This window comes from Geomonas diazotrophica (assembly GCF_018919385.1).
Taxonomy (GTDB): domain Bacteria; phylum Desulfobacterota; class Desulfuromonadia; order Geobacterales; family Geobacteraceae; genus Geomonas; species Geomonas diazotrophica.
This window is the reverse complement of sequence record NZ_JAHLMF010000003.1, coordinates 202,492-223,973: the sequence shown is the minus strand read 5'-3', so window position 1 is coordinate 223,973 and position 21,482 is coordinate 202,492. Positions and strand designations below refer to the sequence as shown.

Here is a 21,482-nt window from a genome sequence, read left to right as displayed (position 1 = left end):
TGCATGGAGGCGTTACCCGATCTTGCTTTCGATGGAATGCAAAAGGTCGCCGACGTTTTTGAAGGTGAGCAGCTCCCGCTGGTTGAACCTGATCTTGAACGCACTCTCGACGGCCACGATGAGGTTGATATGGGACAGCGAGTCCCACCCGTCCACATCGGCGGCCGTCATCTCCGGCGCAATCTCCAGATCGTCATCGTCAAACACCTCACAGAAAATGGCATTGAGCCGCTCCATTGTTGTCATACATCGTCCTCCAGTGTTGATATGTCTCCGGTATCGGTTCCCAGGTAACGGGCCTTCAGGACGCGGCGCATTATCTTGCCGCTTTTGTTCTTCGGCACCGAGGCCACGAAGAATATTTCCTGAGGGGTGGCGATGGAAGAGGCCCTGTTGGCCACGTGCAACCGGATTTTGAGTTCGAGCTCCGGCGACTGGCTGCACCCGTCGTGCAGCGAAACGAAAGCGACGACCTTTTCAAAAAGCAGTTCATCGGGCGCGCCGATGACCCCCGATTCAGCCACCTCAGGGATTTCCAGCAGCGCGCTTTCGACCTCGAACGGGCTGATCAGGTGCCCTGCCGTGTTGATGACGTCGTCGCTTCTGCCCATGAAATGGAAGTAGCCCTCGCCATCGCGATAGGCGGTGTCCCCGGAGTAGTAATAGCCGTTCTTGAACTTGGAGTGATATGCGGCCTCGTTGTTGAGGTAGGTCACGAACATAGATTCCCATCCCGGCTTCAGGCAAAGATGCCCCTGAGCGCCGTCGGGAAGCGGCACCCCTGAATCGGAGAGGATTGCCGCCTCCACGCCCCGCACGGGTTTCCCCATCGAGCCCGGCAACACGGGGAGGCCCGGCCGGTTGCTGACCATGATGCCGCCGGTTTCGGTCTGAAACCAGGTATCGTAGATCTGCCGGTCCAGCACCTCCGCCCCCCATCGGACCACCTCGGGGTTAAGCGGTTCCCCCACACTGAAGACGTGCCGCAAGGCGTTCAAATCCCTCCCCTTGAAGACGCTTTCCTCTTCCCGCATGAGCATGCGAAGCGCGGTCGGAGCGGTGTACCACACCGTCACTTTCTCTTGTTCGAGAATGTCGAACCACACCCCGGCATCGTAGCCGCCGCCGTAGTGTATCTGGGTGGCCCCCAGGCTCCAAGGCGCGATGATGCCATAGGAGGTCCCGGTTACCCAGCCTTGGTCAGCGGTGCACCAGTAGGTATCCTCCTCCCCAAGCTGCAGCACTTCGCGTCCCGTCCGGCTTTGGTGCACAATGCTGCCGTGGCGGTGCAACACGCCTTTGGGCTTTCCGGTCGAGCCCGAGGTGTAGTGCAGAACCGACGGGGTATCAGCGCCGGTAACCGGAGCAGTGAACTCCGGTGCAGCCTCCCGCATGAGCCTGCGATAGCTGAGGATGTCCGGAGCAAGGTCCGCATCTGCGTCGACCACGAGCACCAGCGATAGCGCAGGGAGGCGTTCGCGGATCCGTCCGAGCTTCTTCAGCGCGCTTTTCCTGAGCAGGATGCCCTTCGCGTTTGAATCTCCAAGCCGGTCCAGAAGTGCGTCGTCCCCGAAGTTGGAGAAGAGTGTCCCCACGATGACGTTAAGTTTGAGCGCCCCCAAGAAGGAGAAGAACTGCTCAGGCATCTTCGGAAGGAACGTGAAGAAAACGTCCCCTGCGGCAAAACCAAGCTTCTGCAGTACGTTGGCAAACCTGCTGCTCTCCCGGTCCAGGTCGAGGAAGGTGAAGTCCTGGCGCTCCCCCTGGACGTTGATGAAGCGGAAAGCAAGGCGCCCCCCCCTCCCCGCCAGGCACTGCTGCCGGGTACAGATATCGCCGATGTTATGCTGCTGGTTCGCGATCACATCTTCCATGTTAGATTTACCGCCGTGCAGCTCGTTTTGTTCCGAGTGCTAGTAACACTGCAAAATTAAATTGATAGAGCAAAAATGCCACATCGTTACGACTTTGACTCAAGAACATGCTCTTCAATATGACATCGATTTTCTCCAATAACGATTCGCTGAGGCCCGTCAAAAGAGAAACCAGTTTACTGATCGTCGAGGCGTGAAAAGCACCCGGGCAGAGCTCCTTAAGAAGCAGATAGTTGCGTACGGACGCCCGCATCTTGTCATAAGTGGTTATCTTCGACACCAGACCGAGGTGCGATGCCGTGTTATCGATGTGCAGGATCCGGTACTCCCTCGATAAGCGTACCCCCCATTCGATGTCTTCGTATCCATAGCCGGTAAAGCGCTCGTCGAAAGAGGTGCACTCAAAGACGCTTTTTCTGACCATGATGTTGGAGGTGAGAATGTGGCGCCAGGGTTCCTTGTTCCTGTCAGCGGCAGATTTTACCTCTTTGCGATTGCCAAGGTAGGCGTGGTAGTCAAACTCGGTGCCAAGCATCACTCTCGTGCGGTAACTTATTCCTCCGCATACGACGTCATGGCTGTCCGCCTCTGCACAGAAGAGGTACTTGCCGATGAAATCGCCGGAGTCGGGGAGTACATCGCAGTCAAGAAACAGCAGAAAACGGCCGCTAGCTTCTGCCGCCAACGTGTTGCGGACCCTGGCACGCCCAAGATTTTCCCTGGCCGGAAGATATCTTAAGCAGGGCCGGGAATTGCTGGCCAGGAAGGCGTTGTTTTTGGAAAGAAGCGCGGCATCGGTAGATGCGTCGTCTACGACAATGAGTTCGACCAGTCCCTCTAAAGCGGGTGTATCTATCTCTGCCAGAAGTGAGGCAATCAGCCTTGATATGTCCCAGTTGAACACCGGTACGAGGATCGATATCAGCATCTTTCACCTAAGAGAAGACCACGGTAGGCGGCGCAAAAGGATTCCCCGCTGAAATGCTTCTTCGCATAGGAATAGGCATTTCGTGACAACTTCTCGAGCAGGTCGCGCTCTTCGCACATGGCGGCGGCCATTTCGCACATCCGGTCCACGATTTCCCCTTCATCCGCGGCCTCCGGGACCAGCCAGCCGTTGGTTCCCGAGTGGACATGGGATGGGATTCCTCCCACGGTGGTCGAGACGGGCACCACTCCGAAAGCCATGGCTTCCATGATCACCATCGGAAATCCTTCGCGGCTGGAGGTAAGGAGCAGCAGGTCCGCATCGCGATACACGGCCTGCAGTTGCTCTTGATCCGATATTTCCCCAAGAAAGGTGCAATTGACGCGATCCGGTTCCTCGACGGCCTGCAGGGCATCCCCTACGATGACGACATCAACGGGGATGCCGCGTTGCCGGCAACGCGAGGCTACCCGCCCCACAAGATGCACCCTTTTTTCCTCAGACCCCCTGCCGACGTAAAGCGCCTTCAACGTCGTGCCCCGCATTTTAGGTGACAGTTCATCCGGCACGTCGACACTGTTTTCGATCAAGACAATCCGGTTTTCCAATGAATCAGACATGCCGTTGGCGCGGTACTGTGCCTTTAGGTCGTTTACCGTCCGCTCGTTGATTGCAATCCGTGCGTCAAGCCTCTCGGCCACTCCAAGGCTGAAATGTTCCGAGCCCCCGCCGAAGGCATGGATGAGGTCGATGCAACGGGCCTCCTTCCTCAAGTAGGGAAGGAGCAGATAATAAAAGAGGCTGTTGCAGCCAAAGACGATGGGTTTGTCGTGCTTGTTGATAAACCCGGCCATAATCCCGACACTCAGCGGGTAGCCGTACTTCAAGAGCTGCCAAAGGTTACAAAGCCGTGCCTTGGTTCCAAATAAGGGAAGGAATCCGTCATTGGCGGACTTCTTGGTAAAAAATACCCAGGGGTGTTCCCCCGCAAAACACCGAACGATCGCCGCATGCACCTTTTCCGCCCCCCCCACGTGGAAGAAGGGGTAGAAAAAGAAGAGGGGAGCCCCTTTGCGAACGGGCATCATCCTGCCGAGCAGGCATCCGAGTGTCGCGACACTGCGCACCAAGGGGCTCGTGTTCAACCGCACCGCGATCATATCTTTCTCAAGGACCGTCATGCTTACCCATCTCCCAGCTAATCCTTCCTTTGATAATGACGAAAGGCACTGGCGATCACGTCCTCCGACCTCCGGCACATGACCTCAAGGGAGAAGCTCTGCTCGACCCGCTCCCGCAGCGTCTGCCCCACCTGCTGCCTGGCTGCTTTTTCCCGCAGCAACTCTATTATCCGGTCAGCCATCGCGTCGCAGTCGCCTACGGGAGTCAGGTATGCCACCCCCTCCGGGCCTACCGCCTCTCGTATGCCCGGAATATCGGTGCCAACTACCGCCAAGCCGGATGCCATTGCCTCGAGCACGCCGTTTGGGACGCCTTCGCTTCGGGAAGAATAGACAAAGAGATCGAGTGCCTGAAGCAGGCCCGCCACATCATCAACTGCACCAATGATCTTCAACTGCTCAGAAATGCCCAAGTCATGGGCCAGAGCTTTCAGCCCCTGCTCAGTACCGTCACACCTGCCGGCGAGTACCAGAACAGGCGGCTGCTTCCAACCGGCAGCGATGACCCGGCCCCAGGCACGGACCAAGGTGTCGTGGTCCTTGTAGACGCTGAGGTTGGCGACCATTCCGACAACCGGTACTTCCAAGGCGACGTCCCACTGACTACGCCACTCAGCCCTTCCCAGCCGCGGCGTGGCCATTGCGACGCCGTTTGGTACCACGTTGACCTTGTCCGGGGAGATGCCGTAGGTTTCCATCAGGAAGGCCCGCCCCCCCATTGAATTGGAAATAAAGCAGTCAGGCGCCTCAGCCGCGACACGAAATGCGAAGGAGCCGTTCAGCAGTAGTCCCTCATCCGCCTGGTTCCATACAAGCAACTTCGCTCCGAGCCACCTTTTCCCCCAGGCACAGACCAAATTAGGGACACGAGTATAGGAAAGGACGATGTCCGGTTCGCCCCGGCGGACAGCCTGAACCGCCCTGAGAAAAGAAGTAACACGACGCCTGAGTCCCCAATGAAAGCGGACGCCCCACCAGGATATGCCAAGCTGATCGCACAGGGAAGAAAGCCGGCCGGGCGTGTCGTTCAACCCGATGACCTGGACAACGGCCCCAGTGCATTTTTGGAGGTAATCCGCCAGCAGGAGCCCGCGTCGTTCAGCGCCGCCTAGGTCGAGACTTCCAAAGACGAAAACGACCTTCTTCCCGCGCAGGGTTTTTGACAAACCGGCCACCCTACTGCACCCGTCCGGCCTTGATCTCTTTGGCCTTGGTGCGCTCGATTACGTCCTTATAGTACGCCAGCAACTGCTCAACTATCTTTTCCGGTGACAGCTCCATTGCGCGCCGTGACGATCGCTCGCCGATCTCTTGAAGCTCTTGCTCCGGCATGTCCAGGGCCTTTGTCACCACAGCAAGCAGACTCTGTGGATCGTCGGGAATGGACAACAGTCCGCTGATGCCATCATCTATCAACTGTTCAAAGCTGGCGCCTTTGGTCCCGATCACGACTTTTTTGAAAGCCATGGCCTCGACACAGCAGTTGGGAAAGTTGTCGATCCTCGAGGGCAACAGGACCAGTTTTGCCCCTTCGATAACAGGATAGAGTTGCTCATGCTTGACCCTGTCGTGCCAGACTATTCTATCGGCATGCTCTCCGGCTCTTTCCAACACATAGCTCATGATAGGCTGACCATTGTACCCCATGTCCTTGCCCACAAAGACCATGCTCAGCTTTGGATACTTTTCGAGGAGATCATGCGCCATGTCGGCTATGGTCTTGACCCCCTTGGCGAGCCCCAACGATCCGAAAAACAGGAGGTAGTCGCCGGCAACTCTCGAACGGATGTTGCTATAGACGTCAGTGTTAAAGGCACTGCACTCCTGCACGAAGGGGGACTCTATGATTTGAACGTCGAAGCCGTGATTCGCCTTGAGGTAATCCGCAATCACCCTGCTCGGGCCATACAGCGAATCAGCCCGCCCCAGACCTGCGATTTCGAGATCCTGGTAGGCACTTTTCTTACGGGACGGAGCTTCCTCATAGGCGATATCCCAAAGTTTCTGATTACCCGAAATTCTCGCAACCGACGGAATATCTTGGTGCCGCGACAGGATCGTGGCTCCGACGCTCGCATACTGAACGACATCAAAAGGTTGCTCTTGATGAAGCCTTCGAATTCTCCTATTGAGCTGCCAACTGACTACTTTCCAATCGAGGCCAGGGAATATTTGGAGGATCTTCATCAACCTTTTGCTGTAACAGAGGGCCTTCACCCTGTTTACCTCAACTTCGTTGTGACGAAAGCTTCCGTTAGATGACGATGCAACTACTATGACGGGCTCGTGCCCTTTGCTCTTCAAAGCAAGGCTTATCCTACTAAGGTAATTGGACAGCCCCCCATCGTAATTCTGCTCTTCCGTCACGTATTCCGTGGTTACAAAGCCAATCCTCATGACGTAGTTTTCCCTCTGCGGATTGACTCTACGAAATCTATGATCTGGGCATCCTCCGGCCACATCTGGCCATCATGCCAGCAGAGGTTGCTGTCCCAATGCCCCGGACAGGAGTGGATGGCATAATCGGCAAAAGTGTAGCTGATTTCACAAACCACCGGTTTCCCGTCCTTGTAGAGAAAATCGTAGGCCATGCACGTGAAGCCTGCCGCCTTCGAGGTCTCGAAGGCAATTTTCACCATCTCCAGATCGATGCCGGCAGGATTGTAATCTATGTTTCCACTGCCAGACGCCCTGAAATCGTTGGGCCGGTTATATCTTCTGAACCCGAAGGCCCTGTCACCTATGACTGTTATTCGGGTGTCATACTCGTTCTTGGGAAGAAATTCCTGGAATAGCGCGTAGCCCATCTCCGGCTTCCACCATTCCGAATCGAGACGCGGATACTGGTTCATCGCGATGTAACCAAAAGTATCGGTGAAACGACACAAAAACTTCTTCGCCTCACGACGACTTGCGGGAATGAACCGATGACGAAACTCGTTCATGGTCATCGGGAAGATTCCCCTTTTGAACATGCGGTCTACGAAGGAGAGAGCTTCGGCGCAAGAGTCCACCTTGGCAACACTCGAGGCCCCAGCGCCTACGGAAAGTTTGAAGACCACCGGATACTTTGCCTGACACTTTGCCCATGCAGACGCGTCGTCGTGACTCCAGAAGACCCATTGATCCGGGAGCGGCACATCCAAGGATTGCAGAAGGTATTTCTGAGCCACCTTTTCATCAAAGTGCCATGAAGTCTTGGTTTCGGGAAAGACTGGGAGCTTAAGATACTTCTCGATGACGTACAAGATCATCTTCGCGGATTGCTTGTCCTGCGCCCGGTGCGCCCAACGCCACATCACGCCATCGCATCCCTTGACTTGGTCAAGTGCGTCCTGGCGAAGCAAATCCAAGATCTTGACGTCCACATCAAGAGTTTTCAAAAACGGTATCCACCTGTCGGAGAAGCTGGTCCCCCATACATGATCCGGATGTATGCCAATCAACATTCCAATCTCCTTGATCTATGAGGAGCTATAACTCGATATGCCCTTGCCATCCCCGCGCAGGAACCGCCCTTTGTCCAAATTCGGCCGACACATCCATCGGCGAATAGAGCCTCTGCTGTGCCGCCACCTGGCAGGTTGCCGCGTCACCCCCAACCAACGGGAATCGAAAATCCCCGAAAGCTTCCCTAACCAGTGGGATCTTTCTGAAATCCAACCCTAGCAGGTAACTGTGAACTAGGTCCGCGTAGGCAGACGAAGCTGCCAAGGTGCAGACCCCTAAGTCCAACGGAGTCGGAGCCAGAGGCCCTTCGCCTTGGCCACCGATGATCCCGTCCGCTATGGAATAGATGTGCCTTTGCTTTGCATCTGACATAGTGCCATCAAGCCTACCGTAGAGGGCAATCCTGTTCAGGTCTAGCGCCATCCGCCAGACAGTATCATTGCCATACCAACCGCCTTCGATTTCAGTATCCCCGAACCGGGAACGGAGCTTAATTACTTTCTCGAACCCTTTCATCCATCTGGCACAGGTTTGAGTTCCAATGTTTCTATTGGCCTCATCCAGACAATATTCTGCAATTCTTTTTAAAGGCGAGAGTTGACGGTAGCAATCTCCCCCCTCTACAAGGCTTCCGACACGATGATGGGGCAGGTATTCCTTGTTTCCATTGATGCCGACCAAGTTCTTCAATGCTGCGGTCAGGCCTGCCTTCTTATGGGTTTTCACTTTGGGCAAATTGATGATTACGTCGCTCTCAAAGGGTTCCTTGCACAACAAGTACTGATGCTTGCCTTTATGATGGCGTTTAGCAAGAATATCCGGATCGTAGCAGGTTATTCTGAATGCTACGTTATTTTTGCTTACCGGCTCTAGAAGACTGTCCTCTTTTAGGTCAAATAGAAGAAATCTATCCTGAGAGCGGGCATCTTTTACCTGTCCAACTGTCAGCCCGCCCTCTTTAAGAACGGTTCTTCGAAAATCAACGATTTCATAAGGACAGGTTGCGATTTTTTCGACTTCTTTTCGCCAACTGTCCGTGACGATGTTTTCGAAGATGCAACCTTGCACCGGCGCATCCCCTATGACCACCTTTTTGGGAGAGCAGCTAAAGACCTCTCTTAACACCGCCAGAACAAAATTGGGGTGCGTGACGAGACAATCAGTACCTTTGCCGCTGAAATTCTGATGAAGAACCCAGTTTGGCTTTAGGAGAACAGAGCTTCCAGGTTTGACGATTCCGCCCAACGGCAGGTCCGGTATTGCGTTTGCACGACAAACCTCACCCGACACTTGTCGTAATAGATCCTGTATCCGGTCTACATCGGAGTAATCTAACTTCTTCCCCTTCATCGAAGCGAGGCCTACGATGGATTCATCCAAGTACATTTCCTGGGTTCTCCTTTGGAACCTTTCCTATTGCTGCCATAGCTTAGGAGCATCTCCGAGGTACCGGTTCTCAGAGCCAAGCTACCAGAACCGTGGATAGATCAGAGCGCGGGTCAACATGCCACCGGTCCTGCGTAACGGCTTATAAAGAAAGCAGCCGCCGTGTGCCGCGAACCAATAGGAAATCAATGAGGCGGCAGCCGCCCCGACCCCGCCGTATTTCGGTACCCACCAAAAGTTCAATGCGATATTTGCCAGTGCGCCCAAGAAGGTCATGACCAGGAGGACTCGCGTCCAATTCATCGCCATTAAGAAGGTGTTTCGGGCAACTGCGAGGTTAGCAAAAACATCACTCCAGATGAGGAGCACCAGCATCGGCGCGGCGCTTGCGTATGCCTCACCATAGAAGAGGTGAACCACCACACTGGCTATAAACGTGGTTGGAATGGCAATGGCGTAGCCCAGGAATGCAAGGAGGTTGTAAAGTTTCTGCAGCCGGTTATAAAACTCCTTCTCGTCCACTTCCCTCGCGCGCACGATATTGGGAAATACCGAAGACACGATCGCGGTCGGGATGAAGAACCAAATTTCGGCGATTTTTACAGCCGAGGCATAGATACCGAGTTCATGCGAGGTGGCCATCTGCCCAAGCATGATCTGATCGATGCGTAAATAGACCATGAAGACCACACTCGATAAGACGAGGGGCCAGCAGTCCCCCAGCAGTCTTCGCGCAAGCTCCCAACTCGTTCTGAGTTTGCTTATCAACTGGCCATTGCTGCGATATACACAGCAGAGGCCGACTGCTGCAAGGCCGAATTCCAATGAGTTGGCCGCCGCAAAAGCAACCACGGGCGCTTTAGTGACAACAAGCACCACCCGTACAATAGAGGCGATGAGGAATGCAGTATTCTTTGCATAAACCACGTACTTTGACAAAACTTTCGACTGAAACCACAGGTCAATGGTGTCAAAGGAACCAAAAATCATGGCCCATCCCATGATTGCGACCAAGATCTGAGACAGACGGTCATCAGGGCGCAGTAAGAACGTAGTAGCTACCATCAAGATGTATGCGATGAAGCTAGCCAGCAGGCGAAGTGTGAGAACAGTTCCAAGGATCTCCTGCTCTCTCTCTGGTTCTTTCACTACTTCGCGAACGACAATGGCATCCAACCCGAGCACAGCTACTGCCGAGAACACCGCAATCATCGACGCGGCATAGCTCAAAAGACCATACTGGGTCGGGCCGAGATAGCGCGCGATCCAGATCCCGACGAAGAGCCCTACTCCCATTCGGAGCAGTCGGTCGCCGAAAAGCCACCCGGCGTTGGTGAGGACCTTCTGAAGTTCGTGCCTGCCCTCCACCCGCTTTCTTAGAAATGCGGGGAGGTAGCTAACCCATGCCTGATTCATAATTTCCTTAACAGCCTCTCTACTAGCAAAACAGCTCCGGGCGACGCGGAATCTCCCATCAATACAAAGCTTTCGCGGATCATGTCTCGCATGACCTCCGGTGTTCCAATGACCTGCTTAATAGCTGCCGCAAGGTCGGCGGCCGCTACGTTCTCATACCAGCCGAGGTTCAACGTTGCCCCTCTGCGACCAACAGCAGCTGTGGTTTCGGCCTGGTTTTCGGCGACGATGAGCGTGATGGAGGGAAGCCCGAGAAAGCATCTCTCCCATGTGGTGCTGCCGCCGGCGCCGACGGCGAGATCGGCCTCGGACATCATCTGGGCCATGTTGCTCACATTGCAGTAGAAGGAGACATTGGGCAGTTCGGAACACAACTGTTTCAACTGCTCTCGGTGGGGGTTCGCCGCACCGACGACGACGTCGACCACGACGTCTTCGCGACCGACAAGACGCCACGCTTCCAGGGCCTTGGCGGTCTCGTTGCTGGCATCGCCCCCCCCGAAGGTGACCAGAACCCGCTTAACCGAGCCGTCGCGCTCCCGTAGAGAGCGGCGTGCCTGCACGAACTCATCACGGAGCAAGGCGTAGCGCGGCCCCAGAAACTTCGCGCAGTTCTCCGGCACAAGTCCGTCGTAACGCGATTCCATGTTTTCATAGAGGTTTTGATCGAGGATGAGATCACAGTCATGCTTGCGGTTGGCGATGTCGTCAATCACCATGATGTGGCCGACCAGGGAGCGCAATGGGGTCTCCCACGTGGCATCGATACCATAATGGTCGATCACCAGCCAGTCGACATTTTGCTCCTGCCGCAGGATCTCTGCGGTCTGGGCGACATCCGCCGGCACATCCAGCGCAAAGGGTACGTCGGGGCAGGGGTTTGCACCTGCAGGAATCCTGAACATCCGAAAACCGGCAGCCTCCACGTTGGCGGATATATTTCCGGTAAGGTCCCGGCTGATGAATGAGACGGTGCAACCTCTGTCACGCAAGGCCGCTGCAAGTGTAAGGCAGCGCATGACATGACCGGCCCCGATGTTCACCGAGGAATCTGCTCGGAATACGACCTTGATGCTTGTGTTCGTCCCGCCAGCCATATCAGCTCTTCCCTGCCTGGTAGATTCGTCCGGTATCCACTCCCATGCGCAGCAATTCCTCGCGCAGGGCATCGCCCCGCTTCATCGAGGTGATCACGATGTTGTGGTTGCCCGACAACAGGCCGATAGCCGGGGTCACCACCGACTTGTCGAAGAATTTGCGACCTGCCGCCTCGGCGTCCATTGCCACCGTCAGTTCCATACCCGCCTCTTTCAACGAAAGGTAGGCGATCTCGGCCACTTCGTCGATGCCGCAGAAGGCTACCTGCTTGACCCCGTGAGCCGACATGGACTTGAACAGCTTCAGGTAATCCTGACGGGCAACCGTGTAGAGGCCGGAGAAATAGCTTAAGTGCTGGTAGGCCAGACGGCTTTTTTCGGCGAAGCCTTTGGGGGTGAGGAGGTAGGCGTAGCGGTTTTTGGGGTAGCTGTTGACCCGGACGAAGCCTTTGGCCACCAGGTTCTTCAGGTAGGAGTTGACCAGTCCCAGGGCGATGCCGAGGCGTTTCGCCAGCTCGCGTTGCGAGAGCTGCTGGTCACCGGAGATCTCCGAGAGGAGGAGAAAAGAGCGATAAGTATCTAAAACCTTTTCATCGTCACCGTTCATGGAGTGAACAGTAGTATAATCCCACACAATTTTCAACAACAAACATCAAAACCATTGACAAGGTGAAAATCTGAGGCCATCAGAGAAAAGAGAACGCCTGAGAAGGAAACCTGGGCAGGATTCGTCGAATCTGAAATCGAATCGTCAAATCTCGGCGAGATTCGTCGAATCTGAAATCAAATCGTCGAATTTCAGCGAGATTTGTCGAATTAGAAATCAAATCGTCGAATTCCAGCGAGATTCGTCGAATTAGAAATCAAATCGTCGAATTCTAGCGAGATTCGTCGAATCTGGAACCAAATCGTCGAATCTCAGCGGGATTCGTCGAATTAGAAATCAAATCGTCGAATCTCAGCGGGATTCGTCGATTAGAAATCAAATCGTCGAATCTCAGTCGAGTCCCAAACCGCATCTTCCTTACTTGATATGGGATTTCAGCATCTGGTAGATGCCGGCAAGCTCTTTACCCCGCGCCTGCCAGGAGTGCAACTGGACCGCCCGCTCGCGGCCTTCAGCTCCGAGGTCTTCACGAAGTTCGTGGTCACCGGCCAGTCGGCCGATTGCTCCGGCGAAGTCTACGGCATCGCCGAATTTAACGTAGAGGGCGCAGTCTCCAAGGATCTCACGGTTGACGGGTGTGTCGAACACGACGGTGGGGAGGCCACAGGCAATGTAGTTGAAAAGTTTGCCGTTGGCTTCGGTGAGGGAGACTTTCGGGGAGACGGCAAGGTCGCCTGCACTCAAATATAGCGGCGCTTCGTCGTACGGGATCCTGCCGGTAAAGGTGATGATGTCGGAAATACCCATCGCCTCGGCCTTGTCACGATACGGCGCATCGGGAAAGCCCATAATGAGGTAGTGGATCTTCGCCCCCTGCCCTTTCAGATACGCGGCCGCTTCCAACAGCAGGTCCACTCCCTGGTAGCTGTTCATAAGGCCGAGGTAAGCAACAACGGGACGCTTCTCGGGAAGCCCCAGACGCGCGCGGATCTCTTCTTTGGGCTGCGGAGCGAACACGCCGGTATCGACGCCGTCGATCAAGGCCCGGACCCTGTCCCTCGGCACGCCATCCTTCAGCAGCAGTTCGACGGTAGGACTGGCGCTGGTGACGATGAAGTCGGAACTGCGGCTGATCCAGCGCTCCAACGTGGCGAAGAAGCGCTGCAATAGGGAACCGGGTTTGACGAAGCCGTGGTCGGTAATCTCGGCGGTGAGACTCCCCTGGCAATCGAAGAGCATGGGAACGCGGATCAGCATCTTCAGGAAGGCACCGAAGAAGGCCCCCTCGTGGAGATGCGCGTGAATGACGTGCGGCTTGAACTCGCGCGCCACCTGGTAGGCCTTAAGCAGAAGCTGCAGATCGAGAAAAGGCTTCACCCAGGAAGGACCGGCTTCGAGCTTCTTATACCAGGAAAAGCCGGCGATCCTTTCGGTAGGGACTCCGGGGACGTCGCGCCCGATGTGGTAGGTTACCAGCCGAACATCCACACCGCACGCCATGGCGGCCCTCGCTTCCTCGAGGATGCGGACGTGGCAGCCGCGGTCCGCAAAGAACGGGGTCGGCGCCAGCACCAGTACGCGCAGGGGAGTTTCAGCCAAAGTTGATCTTTTCCTTGATGTTGTAGATCGGTTTCCCCTGCGCCTCATAATAGGTGCGGGCGCTCAGTTCCGCCAGGAGACCGAGCACGATGAACTGGACCCCCATGAAGAGCAGGAACGCGGTCAGGATCAGAAGCGGGTTGCGGTTCATGCTGGTGTTCTCGAAGAACTTCATGTACACGGTGACGGCACCGCTCAGCGTGCCCGCGCACAGGGTGTAGATCCCCCAGCGGCCAAAGAGCTGGATCGGCTTGGTCGAGTAGCTCAGCAGGAACTTCACGGTCATCAGATCGAGGATCACCTTCATGGTGCGGGAGATGCCGTACTTGCTCTTGCCGTGCAGCCGCTCGTGGTGGCGGACCGGCATCTCGGTGACCAGGGCGCCGACCTGGTGCGCGAGCGCCGGAACGAAACGGTGCATCTCGCCGTACAGGTTCACGTCGTCGAGCACCTCGCGCCGGTAGGCCTTCAGGGTGCAGCCGTAGTCGTGCAGGTACACGCCGGTCATCCTGGAGATGATCGAGTTGGCTAGGATGGACGGGAGCTTCCGGTTTACGAAGGTGTCCTTGCGGTCCTTGCGCCAGCCGGACACGACGTCGTACCCCTCGTCGATCCTGTTCAAAAGCAGCGGGATGTCGAGCGGATCGTTCTGCATGTCGCCGTCCATCGGAACCACCACCCGGCCCGTTGCGGAATCGAAGCCGGCGGCCATGGCGGCGGTCTGGCCGAAGTTGCGGCGCAGGCGAATCACCTTGACGCGGTCGTCCTTGGAGGATAGGCGCTTGAGCGCTGCGTAGGAGTTGTCCGAGGAGCCGTCGTCTACCAGGATCAGCTCGTACTCAAGCCCCGTGTCAAACAGCGCCTCGCTGAGGCGTTCATGCAGGATGGGGATGTTATCTTCTTCGTTGTATATGGGAACTACGATGCTCAGATCCACACTGGTCTCCCCTTAAAAGCCGTTCAACGTACAACGTTCAACGCTTTAAAACATCACATGTCCTGGTTTCTTTGCCACCAGCAGCTACAGAAGCTGAATTCGACGCTGATTGATCTGTCGCCTGCACTTCAAGTGCGGCAACTGCAAGGTACGCTGATCGGGTTTGCCCGTTAGCGTCCCGCCGGACTGCCCTCGACTAATCCGGACGGACGCCGTTAGCGTCGGACGTCGAACCTTGAACGTCTTTCTCGAACGCCTTAACCCGCCGGACCTCAACTTCCCAGTGGGTCTGTCTCCCGCCACGGTAACGAGGGCTGATCAAGCCGCGAATGACCCCTGCGCCGTAGACGAGATGCAGCGTCGGGTAAACAAAGAGAAGCCTCGGGAAAAGCGAGGCATCCTTTCCAGCCAAAGTCCCCTGCAACGATGCCAGCAGTACGATGACGAGGTACGCCCAAAGCGGCAGGGCTAGAAGCGGGACGCCAGCAAACGGCGTCAGCAGTGCGTACAGCAAAAAGAGCGAAGGCGCCAGCGAAACGGGCTTCAGCTTTCCGGATATGAGAGTCTGCTCGCCCCGTCCGCGCCCATAGCCGTACATCTGCCGGACGTAGGCGCGGTAGGTGCGACGCTGGCTGCGCTCCACGGCAAGTTCCGGATCGTGCACCAACTGGAGCCCTTCGCACTGCAGCCGGTCCATCAGTTCGTTTTCCTCGTTCGGATAGAGCCGCTCGTCCAGACCTTCGTGCGCCAGGAACATCTCGCGCCTGAAGCTCAGATTGCACAGGATCAGCTCATTATCGCTGCTGTAGCGTGCTGCACCGAACTTCCGGTACCGGTTCCGGACGCCGCCGCCACCGACCGCTGAGGCAAAGGCTATGCCGATGGCCCGCTGCAGGGGTGAATCGGACGCTGGAGTGAGCGATGGCCCACCGACTGCAGCGACACGCTCGTCCCGATAGTGACAGGCTGCCCTGTGGAGAAAGTCGGGCGCCACGACCGAGTCGTCGTCCAGAAAGTATAGGACATCCCCCCGTGCCTCTCGCGCCGCCGCGTTCCTCTGCACACTCGGCTGGCAACCGTAGGCAATGAGGACCTCGAAAAGGTGTTCGGGGTACGTCGTATCGGCGAGCCCTGCAAGGGCGTGCACTTCCCCCCCCGGTTTTATCGGTATTATGACGGAGAATTTAGGTAGCATCAGGGGGGCTGTTGATGGCTGGCAGAGGAGACTACACCCCGGGTGGCGAGGCGCCGGAGACTTACTGTTACTGTTCAACAGGCTTCACTCTGTCGTAGCGCAAGGTTTTGTGACAGCCGACGGTGCACCCCCCACCGGAGGGGGTTGACTCGTAGCGGATTGGTATTTCCCAGGCACCGAACCCGGGAGCTTTGGGATAGATGAGGTGCTCCTGCTGTTCGGCATGTGGGTTGTGGCATATCCTGCAGGATCGCCCTTTTGCCGCCTTCTTCACGTGAACCGCATGCAGGTTGCGCTCGCCGTTTCTGAACTTGGTGAACCTGTCGGTGGTCTCCGCCGCAACAAGGTTGGGATCGTGGCAGCGGAAGCAGAGCGGGAAGGCCTCGGGACTGAAGGGCTTGTAAAGAAGGGTCGGGTAATCGTCCTTCAGGAGCTTTCTGTAGGGGCCGCCGTGGATCTGGTGGCAGTTGATGCAGTCGCCGTTTCGAACCGGTTGGTGCACGGATTTGCCTGTGGCCAGCTTGCGGTCGTGGCACATGAAACAGAGCTCTGAGCCAGGCTTGCGCAGAAGGGACTTGCTGTCCGACTGGTGCGCGTCGTGACAGGCGAGGCAATCACCGTCGGCAACGGGTCTGTGGGTGAACGACCCGGTGAAGTGCTCCTTGGGATGACAGCGGAAACAGAGGGTGGGACTGGGATCCTGCAAAAGCGATTTGACTTCGGCGCTGTGCGCCATGTGGCAGAGAGTACACTGGCCGAGGCCAACCGGCTTGTGCAGGACGGCCTTCTGCACGAGCTGCCCATGGCAGGAGGCACACAGCTTCTCCTTCTGGACCTTGAACCCCATGCTCCCCTTATCGATGGGGTGGTTATCGTTGAACTGCTGGTGGCAGTCCAGACACCTCCCCGCTGCAACCGGCTTGTGCGGCACGCTCCCGCGGACCAGATCCCTGTGGCAGATACTGCAGTCAAACGCGTCCGCGAGGGCGTCACCCGGAGAAAGGGTGACGCCGACGCAGATCAGAGACAGGACCAACGCGAAAAGATATGCATGGAGAAAATGTCGCACCGGATTCCCTTGGGGACCTACTTACCGTAGCTGTGCAGACCGGAAAGGAAGAGGTTGACCCCCAGGTAGCAGAAGATGGTGGCTGCGAAGCCGATCACGGAGAGGATGGCCGCCCTGCGCCCGACCCAGCCGCGGGTGATGCGGGCATGGAGGAACGCCGCGTAGACGAACCATACGATCAGGGACCAGGTCTCCTTGGGGTCCCAGCTCCAGTAGGTGCCCCAGGCGTAGTTGGCCCAGGCGGCGCCGGTAATGATGCCGAGCGAAAGGAGCGGGAAGCCGATCATGATCGCCTTGTAGTTCAGGTCGTCCAAGGCCCTGATGGACGGGAACATGGAGAGGAGCCCGCCGGCCTGTACGTCGGCGCCCCCTTTTTCCATGGATTCCCTGATCAGGTACATGATCGAGATGCCGCAGGCGACCGCGAAGGCCGCGTAGCCCAAAAAGCAGGTGATGACGTGGTACATGAGCCAGTTGCTCTGCAGCGCCGGGACCAGCGGCTCGATGCCGGTGTCCAGGCCAAGCTGTGCCCAGGCCATGCCGAAAAGGGCGAACGGCATGACGAAGAAGCCGATGGCGCGGTACTTGTACTTGAAGTCGATGAACAAGAAGATCAGCACGATGGTCCAGGAGAAGAAGACCACCGATTCGAACAGGTTGGACAGCGGCGCGTGGCCGTGCCCCTGGTCATAGGACTCCTTCCAGCGCAGGCCGATGGCCGCGCCCTGGACCAGGAAACCAAAGAGGGCCGCGTAGGTACCGGCAAGCCCGACGGACTTGTTGCGCGAGGCAAGGAAAGCAAAGAATATGCAGGTGGAGACCATGTAAAGTACCATGGTCACATTGAAAAGCATGGAACTGGACATCGATATTACCCTCCGGTCGTTCAGTTAGAGCGGCGATGGGGGCTAGCCCCAGTTATGGTTGTTATCCTTTAAGCCTTGCCGATTTTCTCGACCAGGTCATCGAAACAGATCTCAAAGCCTGCCGGGTTCTTGCTGGCGGAACCGCCCAGGGTGACCCCCGAATCGGTGACGCGCGCCCACACCCGCTTGTGGGACATGAAGAACGCCATGCAGATACCTAACACCATCAGGAAGCAGCCGAACCATACCACCCAGACGCCCGGGTCGTGCGCCACCTGCAGGCCGGTGTAGAACTTCTGGTCCATACCGTCGAAGGTGATCAGCAGGTCGCCGCCGTGCTGGGCGTTGAAGGACTCGTACTTGTCGGAGAGGATCACGAACGGCTGCGGGTTGCCGCCGGCCGGGGTGAACTCGACCTGTGCGCCCGGACCGTCGAAGCCCCTCATGAAGGGACGGACGTCCATGGTCGCTTCCATGACGGAGAGGAAGGCGCCGCCCGGAAGTGCGACGCGCTCGCCCTGACGGGCGTTCAGCTTGACCGGTGCGCCCCCCTTGCGGTCACGCACGGTGAGGTGGTAGAGCGCCCCCTCGTCGGACTGCCCGTAGCTGGACTGGTAGAAGGTGATTCCCTTGTAGGTGAGCGGGTCGTTGACGATGATGGGGCGGTTCTGGAAGCCCGGCACGGGCTGCCCGTTCTCCAACACGGTCAGCACGCTCCTGAACTCCTTCGGGGCACCGGTGTCGTAGAAGGAAACGGAGAACTTCTCGCAGCGCACGTCGAAGCCCAGCGGGATCATCTTGCCGCTCTGGGTCTGCACCTGGGAGATGGCGCCACCCTCGGGGATGTTGGTGTAGGCCTTGTAACCGAAGAAGGAGCCGATCAGGGCGCCGACGAAGATGACGATGATGGAGAGGTGCACCACGTAGACGCCGAGGCGGCACCAGGGGCTCTTCTGGGCGAAAAGGTGGTACTCGCCGTCCTTCTCGGTGATCACCGGGACGGCGAACTCGGCGCGCAGGAACGCCTCCATGCGCGACTTGAGCTCTTCCTTGGATCCCTTGAGCTTCAGGTCCTTCACGTTGGCAAGCGACTTCTCGAAGCCGTCGTCCATGACCAGTACCGGCTCGGAAACCACCTTCCAGACGCGCGGCAGCCTCTTGATGGAGCAGCAGATCAGGTTAAGGGTGAGCAGGTAGAGCAGGAGGATGAACCACCAGGAGTGGTACATATCAAAGAAGCCAAGGGCGCTATACAGACGGATTTTGGTCTCGCTCAGTGTCGCCAGGTACTCACGCTGCGGCCCCTGCTGGATGACGGTGCCGATGATCGATACCAGCGCCAGGCCGATCAGCAGGAAAATGGAAAGTTTCAAGGAACAGAAAAAATCCCAAACCTCTTGTGCAAATCCTCGTTTGTTCGTCGTAGTCAAGGCCGTCTCCCGGTAAGGTTATGTACAGCTGTCATAGCAGGTTTGCCATTATAGACAAATTGTCAATAAGCGCAAAACAAAAATTACGAATACAGTAGGGAACAAAAAAAAGGGTAACAGGCGAACCTGTTACCCCTAACACTGCAATTTGATTCCCCTAAGGGAGATTACTTCTTGTGGCAGTCACCACACTTGGTCGGGCCGCCCTTGGCAGCGTGGCACTCTTTGCAGGCTTTGCCGTGTGCCGCGTCCTTGTTGATAGCGATCTTGGCCGGAGCGCCGTCGCCGTGGCAGACTTTGCACTCGTTCTTGCCCTGGTGGGCCTTGTGGTTGAAGGTGACGTTACCGTTTTTAGCCGGATAAACGACGCTGTCTGCGGCCATTGCGGAAACAGCAAAGGCGAGAGTCAGAGCTACTGCAGCAAAAATCTTCTTCATGAGTCTTCCCTCCATTTTTTTAGGATCTGAAAACGGCCCGAAGGTATACAACCCAGGGCTCATTGTCAAGCAAAATCAATCGCAAATGGGCATCAGCCCTGCCTTGCGGCCTGCAGCGCCTGGTCCTTCTGCTCGACCTCTTCCGCCATCTGCGCCTTGTAGGCGACGAACTTGGCTCGCAATTCCGGGGCGGAGAGGGAGAGCATCTGCACCGCGAGGAGCCCGGCATTCTTGGCCCCAGCCTTGCCGATGGCCATGGTTGCGACCGGCATGCCGCCCGGCATCTGCACCATGGCATAGAGGGCGTCGACGCCGTTGAGCGCGCCGCCCGGCATGGGGACGGCGATAACCGGCAGCGGCGTCTCGGCGGCGACGACGCCGGCCAGGTGCGCTGCCATGCCGGCAGCGGCGATGATCACCTGGATGCCGCGCCCTTCAGCCTCGCGGGTGAGCTTCGAGGTTTTGGCGGGTGAGCGGTGAGCCGAGGAAACGTGCATCTCGTAGGGGACGCCGAACGCGGTCAGAACCCTGGCCGTCTCCTCCATGGTGGTCAGGTCGGAATCGCTTCCCATCAGAATCAAAACGGTCGGATTGGACATAAAAACTCCTCGAACAAAGATAGGGTTTACCGGTTCATGGCCTTGGCGCCGATGTCTTTTCTGTGGTGCATGCCGGGCCAGGTGATGAGCTTCACGCCGCTGTAGGCGCGGTCGATGGCTTCCTTCACGGTGGCGCCGAGCGCCGTGACCCCGAGGACGCGGCCGCCGTTGGTAACGATGGCGTCGCCGCTAGCCTTGGTCCCGGCGTGGAACACAACCAGGTCCTCTACCCTGCCGGCCTCTGCGAGCCCCTCGATGACGTCCCCCTTGCGGTAGTCGGCGGGGTAGCCTTCCGCCGCCAGCACCACGCAGACCGCGGCCTTATCGTGCCATTCGATCTCGACCCCTTCCAGGCTGCCGGAGGCGACCGCAAGGAGGATGGGAACAATATCGGACTTCATGCGCATCAAAAGCGGCTGGCACTCGGGATCGCCGAAACGTGCGTTGAACTCCAGGGTCTTGACGGAATCGCCGTCGATCATGAGACCTGCGTAGAGAACCCCCTGGTACCTGCGCCCTTCCGCCTTCATGCCGTCCACGGTGCGGCGCATGACTTCCGCCATGGCCTTCTCGTGGATGGGGGGTGTGACCACCGGAGCCGGGGAGTAGGCGCCCATGCCGCCGGTGTTGGGCCCCTTGTCCCCGTCGTAGACCGCCTTGTGATCCTGGGCGGAAGCAAGCGGGATGATGCGCTCGCCGTCGGTGAAGGCGAGGAAGGACGCCTCCTCCCCTTTGAGGAACTCCTCGATGACGACGCGGGAACCTGCGGCGCCGAAGGCGTTGCCGGAGAGCATGTCGGTGACGGCGGCCACCGCCTCGTCGCGGGTCTGGGCGATGATGACCCCTTTGCCTGCGGCAAGGCCGTCAGCCTTGATCACGATGGGGATCCCGGTCCTGTCAATGAACTCGATGGCGGCCGGCACCTCGGTGAAGACGCCGTAAGCCGCGGTGGGGACGTCGTACTTCTGCATCAGGTCCTTGGAGAACGCCTTGGACGCCTCGATGATGGCGGCGTTTTTGCGGGCGCCGAAAGCCTTCAGCCCGTTCTCCTCGAAGAGGTCGACCAGTCCCAAAGAGAGCGGCAGTTCCGGCCCGACCACGGTCAGCTCCACCCCTTCCTTCTTGGCGAAATCGAGCAGCCCCTGGAGGTCGTCCACCGCGATATCCACGTTTTCAGCCAGCCCTGCCGTACCCGGGTTCCCCGGTGCGCAGAACACCTTGGTCACCAGCGGGGATTGGGCGATCTTCCAGACCAGCGCGTGCTCGCGCCCGCCGGAGCCTACAACCAATACTTTCATATGGATTTCCCTCATACCTCCTCCCCCTGGAGGGGGGAGGGGATGGTCCTCAAACGACAATGGACACAGACGACGTAGCGTTGTCAATTGTCCATTGTCAGTTGTCCGTTGAT

20 protein-coding genes are annotated in these 21,482 nt (G+C 57.4%); all 20 read right to left on the bottom strand.

The window, feature by feature from the left end; all coding sequences use genetic code 11:
* Nucleotides 1-12: 12 nt before the first annotated feature.
* On the bottom strand, nucleotides 13-246 hold the full coding sequence (locus tag KOM00_RS04595) for an acyl carrier protein (RefSeq protein WP_216497660.1): 234 nt from the start codon (nucleotides 244-246) through the stop codon (nucleotides 13-15).
* Nucleotides 243-1,874 carry an AMP-binding protein gene (locus KOM00_RS04590; protein ID WP_216497659.1) on the bottom strand — a complete coding sequence of 544 codons (1,632 nt, stop codon included), beginning with the start codon at nucleotides 1,872-1,874 and terminating at the stop codon, nucleotides 243-245. The genes KOM00_RS04595 and KOM00_RS04590 overlap by 4 nt, the downstream gene beginning before the upstream one ends.
* A gap of 7 nt (nucleotides 1,875-1,881) precedes the next feature.
* Complete coding sequence (locus KOM00_RS04585) at nucleotides 1,882-2,802, bottom strand: glycosyltransferase family 2 protein (RefSeq protein ID WP_216497658.1); 921 nt, start codon at nucleotides 2,800-2,802, stop codon at nucleotides 1,882-1,884.
* Nucleotides 2,796-3,983 (bottom strand): glycosyltransferase family 4 protein, encoded by a 1,188-nt coding sequence (locus tag KOM00_RS04580; RefSeq protein WP_216497657.1) that lies wholly within the window; start codon nucleotides 3,981-3,983, stop codon nucleotides 2,796-2,798. The genes KOM00_RS04585 and KOM00_RS04580 overlap by 7 nt, the downstream gene beginning before the upstream one ends.
* A 17-nt stretch (nucleotides 3,984-4,000) precedes the next feature.
* On the bottom strand, nucleotides 4,001-5,149 hold the full coding sequence (locus tag KOM00_RS04575) for a glycosyltransferase family 4 protein (RefSeq protein WP_236026741.1): 1,149 nt from the start codon (nucleotides 5,147-5,149) through the stop codon (nucleotides 4,001-4,003).
* Nucleotides 5,150-5,159: 10 nt separating this feature from the next.
* Nucleotides 5,160-6,380, bottom strand: coding sequence for a glycosyltransferase family 4 protein (locus KOM00_RS04570; protein WP_216497655.1), 1,221 nt, complete (start codon nucleotides 6,378-6,380; stop codon nucleotides 5,160-5,162).
* Nucleotides 6,377-7,432 carry an ATP-grasp domain-containing protein gene (locus tag KOM00_RS04565; RefSeq protein WP_216497654.1) on the bottom strand — a complete coding sequence of 352 codons (1,056 nt, stop codon included), beginning with the start codon at nucleotides 7,430-7,432 and terminating at the stop codon, nucleotides 6,377-6,379. Before KOM00_RS04565 ends, KOM00_RS04570 begins: the two co-directional genes overlap by 4 nt.
* Nucleotides 7,433-7,457: 25 nt before the next feature.
* On the bottom strand, nucleotides 7,458-8,813 hold the full coding sequence (locus tag KOM00_RS04560) for a DUF362 domain-containing protein (protein WP_216497653.1): 1,356 nt from the start codon (nucleotides 8,811-8,813) through the stop codon (nucleotides 7,458-7,460).
* Nucleotides 8,814-8,900: 87 nt separating this feature from the next.
* On the bottom strand, nucleotides 8,901-10,235 hold the full coding sequence (locus KOM00_RS04555; protein WP_216497652.1) for a flippase: 1,335 nt from the start codon (nucleotides 10,233-10,235) through the stop codon (nucleotides 8,901-8,903).
* A complete protein-coding gene (gene pseG, locus KOM00_RS04550) occupies nucleotides 10,232-11,332 on the bottom strand; it encodes a UDP-2,4-diacetamido-2,4,6-trideoxy-beta-L-altropyranose hydrolase (protein WP_216497651.1) in 1,101 nt (366 codons plus the stop codon). Before pseG ends, KOM00_RS04555 begins: the two co-directional genes overlap by 4 nt.
* 1 nt (nucleotide 11,333) lies before the next feature.
* Entirely contained in the window at nucleotides 11,334-11,939 is a 606-nt protein-coding gene (locus KOM00_RS04545) for a winged helix-turn-helix transcriptional regulator (protein ID WP_216497650.1), read from the bottom strand.
* 417 nt (nucleotides 11,940-12,356) lie between these two features.
* Nucleotides 12,357-13,538 (bottom strand): glycosyltransferase family 4 protein, encoded by a 1,182-nt coding sequence (locus KOM00_RS04540; protein WP_216497649.1) that lies wholly within the window; start codon nucleotides 13,536-13,538, stop codon nucleotides 12,357-12,359.
* Complete coding sequence (locus KOM00_RS04535) at nucleotides 13,531-14,475, bottom strand: glycosyltransferase family 2 protein (RefSeq protein ID WP_216497648.1); 945 nt, start codon at nucleotides 14,473-14,475, stop codon at nucleotides 13,531-13,533. Before KOM00_RS04535 ends, KOM00_RS04540 begins: the two co-directional genes overlap by 8 nt.
* A gap of 196 nt (nucleotides 14,476-14,671) precedes the next feature.
* Nucleotides 14,672-15,670: a glycosyltransferase family 2 protein gene (locus tag KOM00_RS04530; protein WP_216497647.1), complete on the bottom strand. Its 999-nt coding sequence runs from the start codon at nucleotides 15,668-15,670 to the stop codon at nucleotides 14,672-14,674.
* 67 nt (nucleotides 15,671-15,737) lie between these two features.
* The gene (locus tag KOM00_RS04525) at nucleotides 15,738-16,706 is read right to left on the bottom strand and encodes a cytochrome c3 family protein (RefSeq protein WP_216497646.1); all 969 of its coding nucleotides are present in this window, start codon (nucleotides 16,704-16,706) and stop codon (nucleotides 15,738-15,740) included.
* 50 nt (nucleotides 16,707-16,756) lie between these two features.
* Nucleotides 16,757-17,605, bottom strand: a complete 849-nt coding sequence (ccsB, locus tag KOM00_RS04520; protein WP_216497645.1) for a c-type cytochrome biogenesis protein CcsB — start codon at nucleotides 17,603-17,605, stop codon at nucleotides 16,757-16,759.
* A 68-nt stretch (nucleotides 17,606-17,673) separates the two neighbouring features.
* Nucleotides 17,674-19,035, bottom strand: a complete 1,362-nt coding sequence (resB, locus tag KOM00_RS04515) for a cytochrome c biogenesis protein ResB (protein WP_216497644.1) — start codon at nucleotides 19,033-19,035, stop codon at nucleotides 17,674-17,676.
* 167 nt (nucleotides 19,036-19,202) lie between these two features.
* Nucleotides 19,203-19,472, bottom strand: a complete 270-nt coding sequence (locus KOM00_RS04510; RefSeq protein WP_216497643.1) for a cytochrome c3 family protein — start codon at nucleotides 19,470-19,472, stop codon at nucleotides 19,203-19,205.
* Nucleotides 19,473-19,564: 92 nt separating this feature from the next.
* Nucleotides 19,565-20,071, bottom strand: coding sequence for a 5-(carboxyamino)imidazole ribonucleotide mutase (gene purE, locus KOM00_RS04505; RefSeq protein WP_216497642.1), 507 nt, complete (start codon nucleotides 20,069-20,071; stop codon nucleotides 19,565-19,567).
* 26 nt (nucleotides 20,072-20,097) lie between these two features.
* Nucleotides 20,098-21,369 carry a phosphoribosylamine--glycine ligase gene (purD, locus tag KOM00_RS04500; RefSeq protein ID WP_216497641.1) on the bottom strand — a complete coding sequence of 424 codons (1,272 nt, stop codon included), beginning with the start codon at nucleotides 21,367-21,369 and terminating at the stop codon, nucleotides 20,098-20,100.
* Nucleotides 21,370-21,482: the final 113 nt, after the last annotated feature.

Excerpts from the sequence above, each read along its gene's own strand:
- pseG (WP_216497651.1), bottom strand. The coding sequence starts at position 11,332 with ATGGCTGGCGGGACGAACACAAGCATCAAGGTCGTATTCCGAGCAGAT.
- purE (WP_216497642.1), bottom strand. The coding sequence starts at position 20,071 with ATGTCCAATCCGACCGTTTTGATTCTGATGGGAAGCGATTCCGACCTG.
- KOM00_RS04510 (WP_216497643.1), bottom strand. The coding sequence starts at position 19,472 with ATGAAGAAGATTTTTGCTGCAGTAGCTCTGACTCTCGCCTTTGCTGTT.
- KOM00_RS04590 (WP_216497659.1), bottom strand. The coding sequence starts at position 1,874 with ATGGAAGATGTGATCGCGAACCAGCAGCATAACATCGGCGATATCTGT.
- KOM00_RS04595 (WP_216497660.1), bottom strand. The coding sequence starts at position 246 with ATGACAACAATGGAGCGGCTCAATGCCATTTTCTGTGAGGTGTTTGAC.
- KOM00_RS04530 (WP_216497647.1), bottom strand. The coding sequence starts at position 15,670 with ATGCTACCTAAATTCTCCGTCATAATACCGATAAAACCGGGGGGGGAA.
- KOM00_RS04545 (WP_216497650.1), bottom strand. The coding sequence starts at position 11,939 with ATGAACGGTGACGATGAAAAGGTTTTAGATACTTATCGCTCTTTTCTC.
- KOM00_RS04555 (WP_216497652.1), bottom strand. The coding sequence starts at position 10,235 with ATGAATCAGGCATGGGTTAGCTACCTCCCCGCATTTCTAAGAAAGCGG.
- purD (WP_216497641.1), bottom strand. The coding sequence starts at position 21,369 with ATGAAAGTATTGGTTGTAGGCTCCGGCGGGCGCGAGCACGCGCTGGTC.
- ccsB (WP_216497645.1), bottom strand. The coding sequence starts at position 17,605 with ATGTCCAGTTCCATGCTTTTCAATGTGACCATGGTACTTTACATGGTC.
- KOM00_RS04585 (WP_216497658.1), bottom strand. The coding sequence starts at position 2,802 with ATGCTGATATCGATCCTCGTACCGGTGTTCAACTGGGACATATCAAGG.
- KOM00_RS04565 (WP_216497654.1), bottom strand. The coding sequence starts at position 7,432 with ATGTTGATTGGCATACATCCGGATCATGTATGGGGGACCAGCTTCTCC.
- KOM00_RS04580 (WP_216497657.1), bottom strand. The coding sequence starts at position 3,983 with ATGACGGTCCTTGAGAAAGATATGATCGCGGTGCGGTTGAACACGAGC.
- KOM00_RS04570 (WP_216497655.1), bottom strand. The coding sequence starts at position 6,380 with ATGAGGATTGGCTTTGTAACCACGGAATACGTGACGGAAGAGCAGAAT.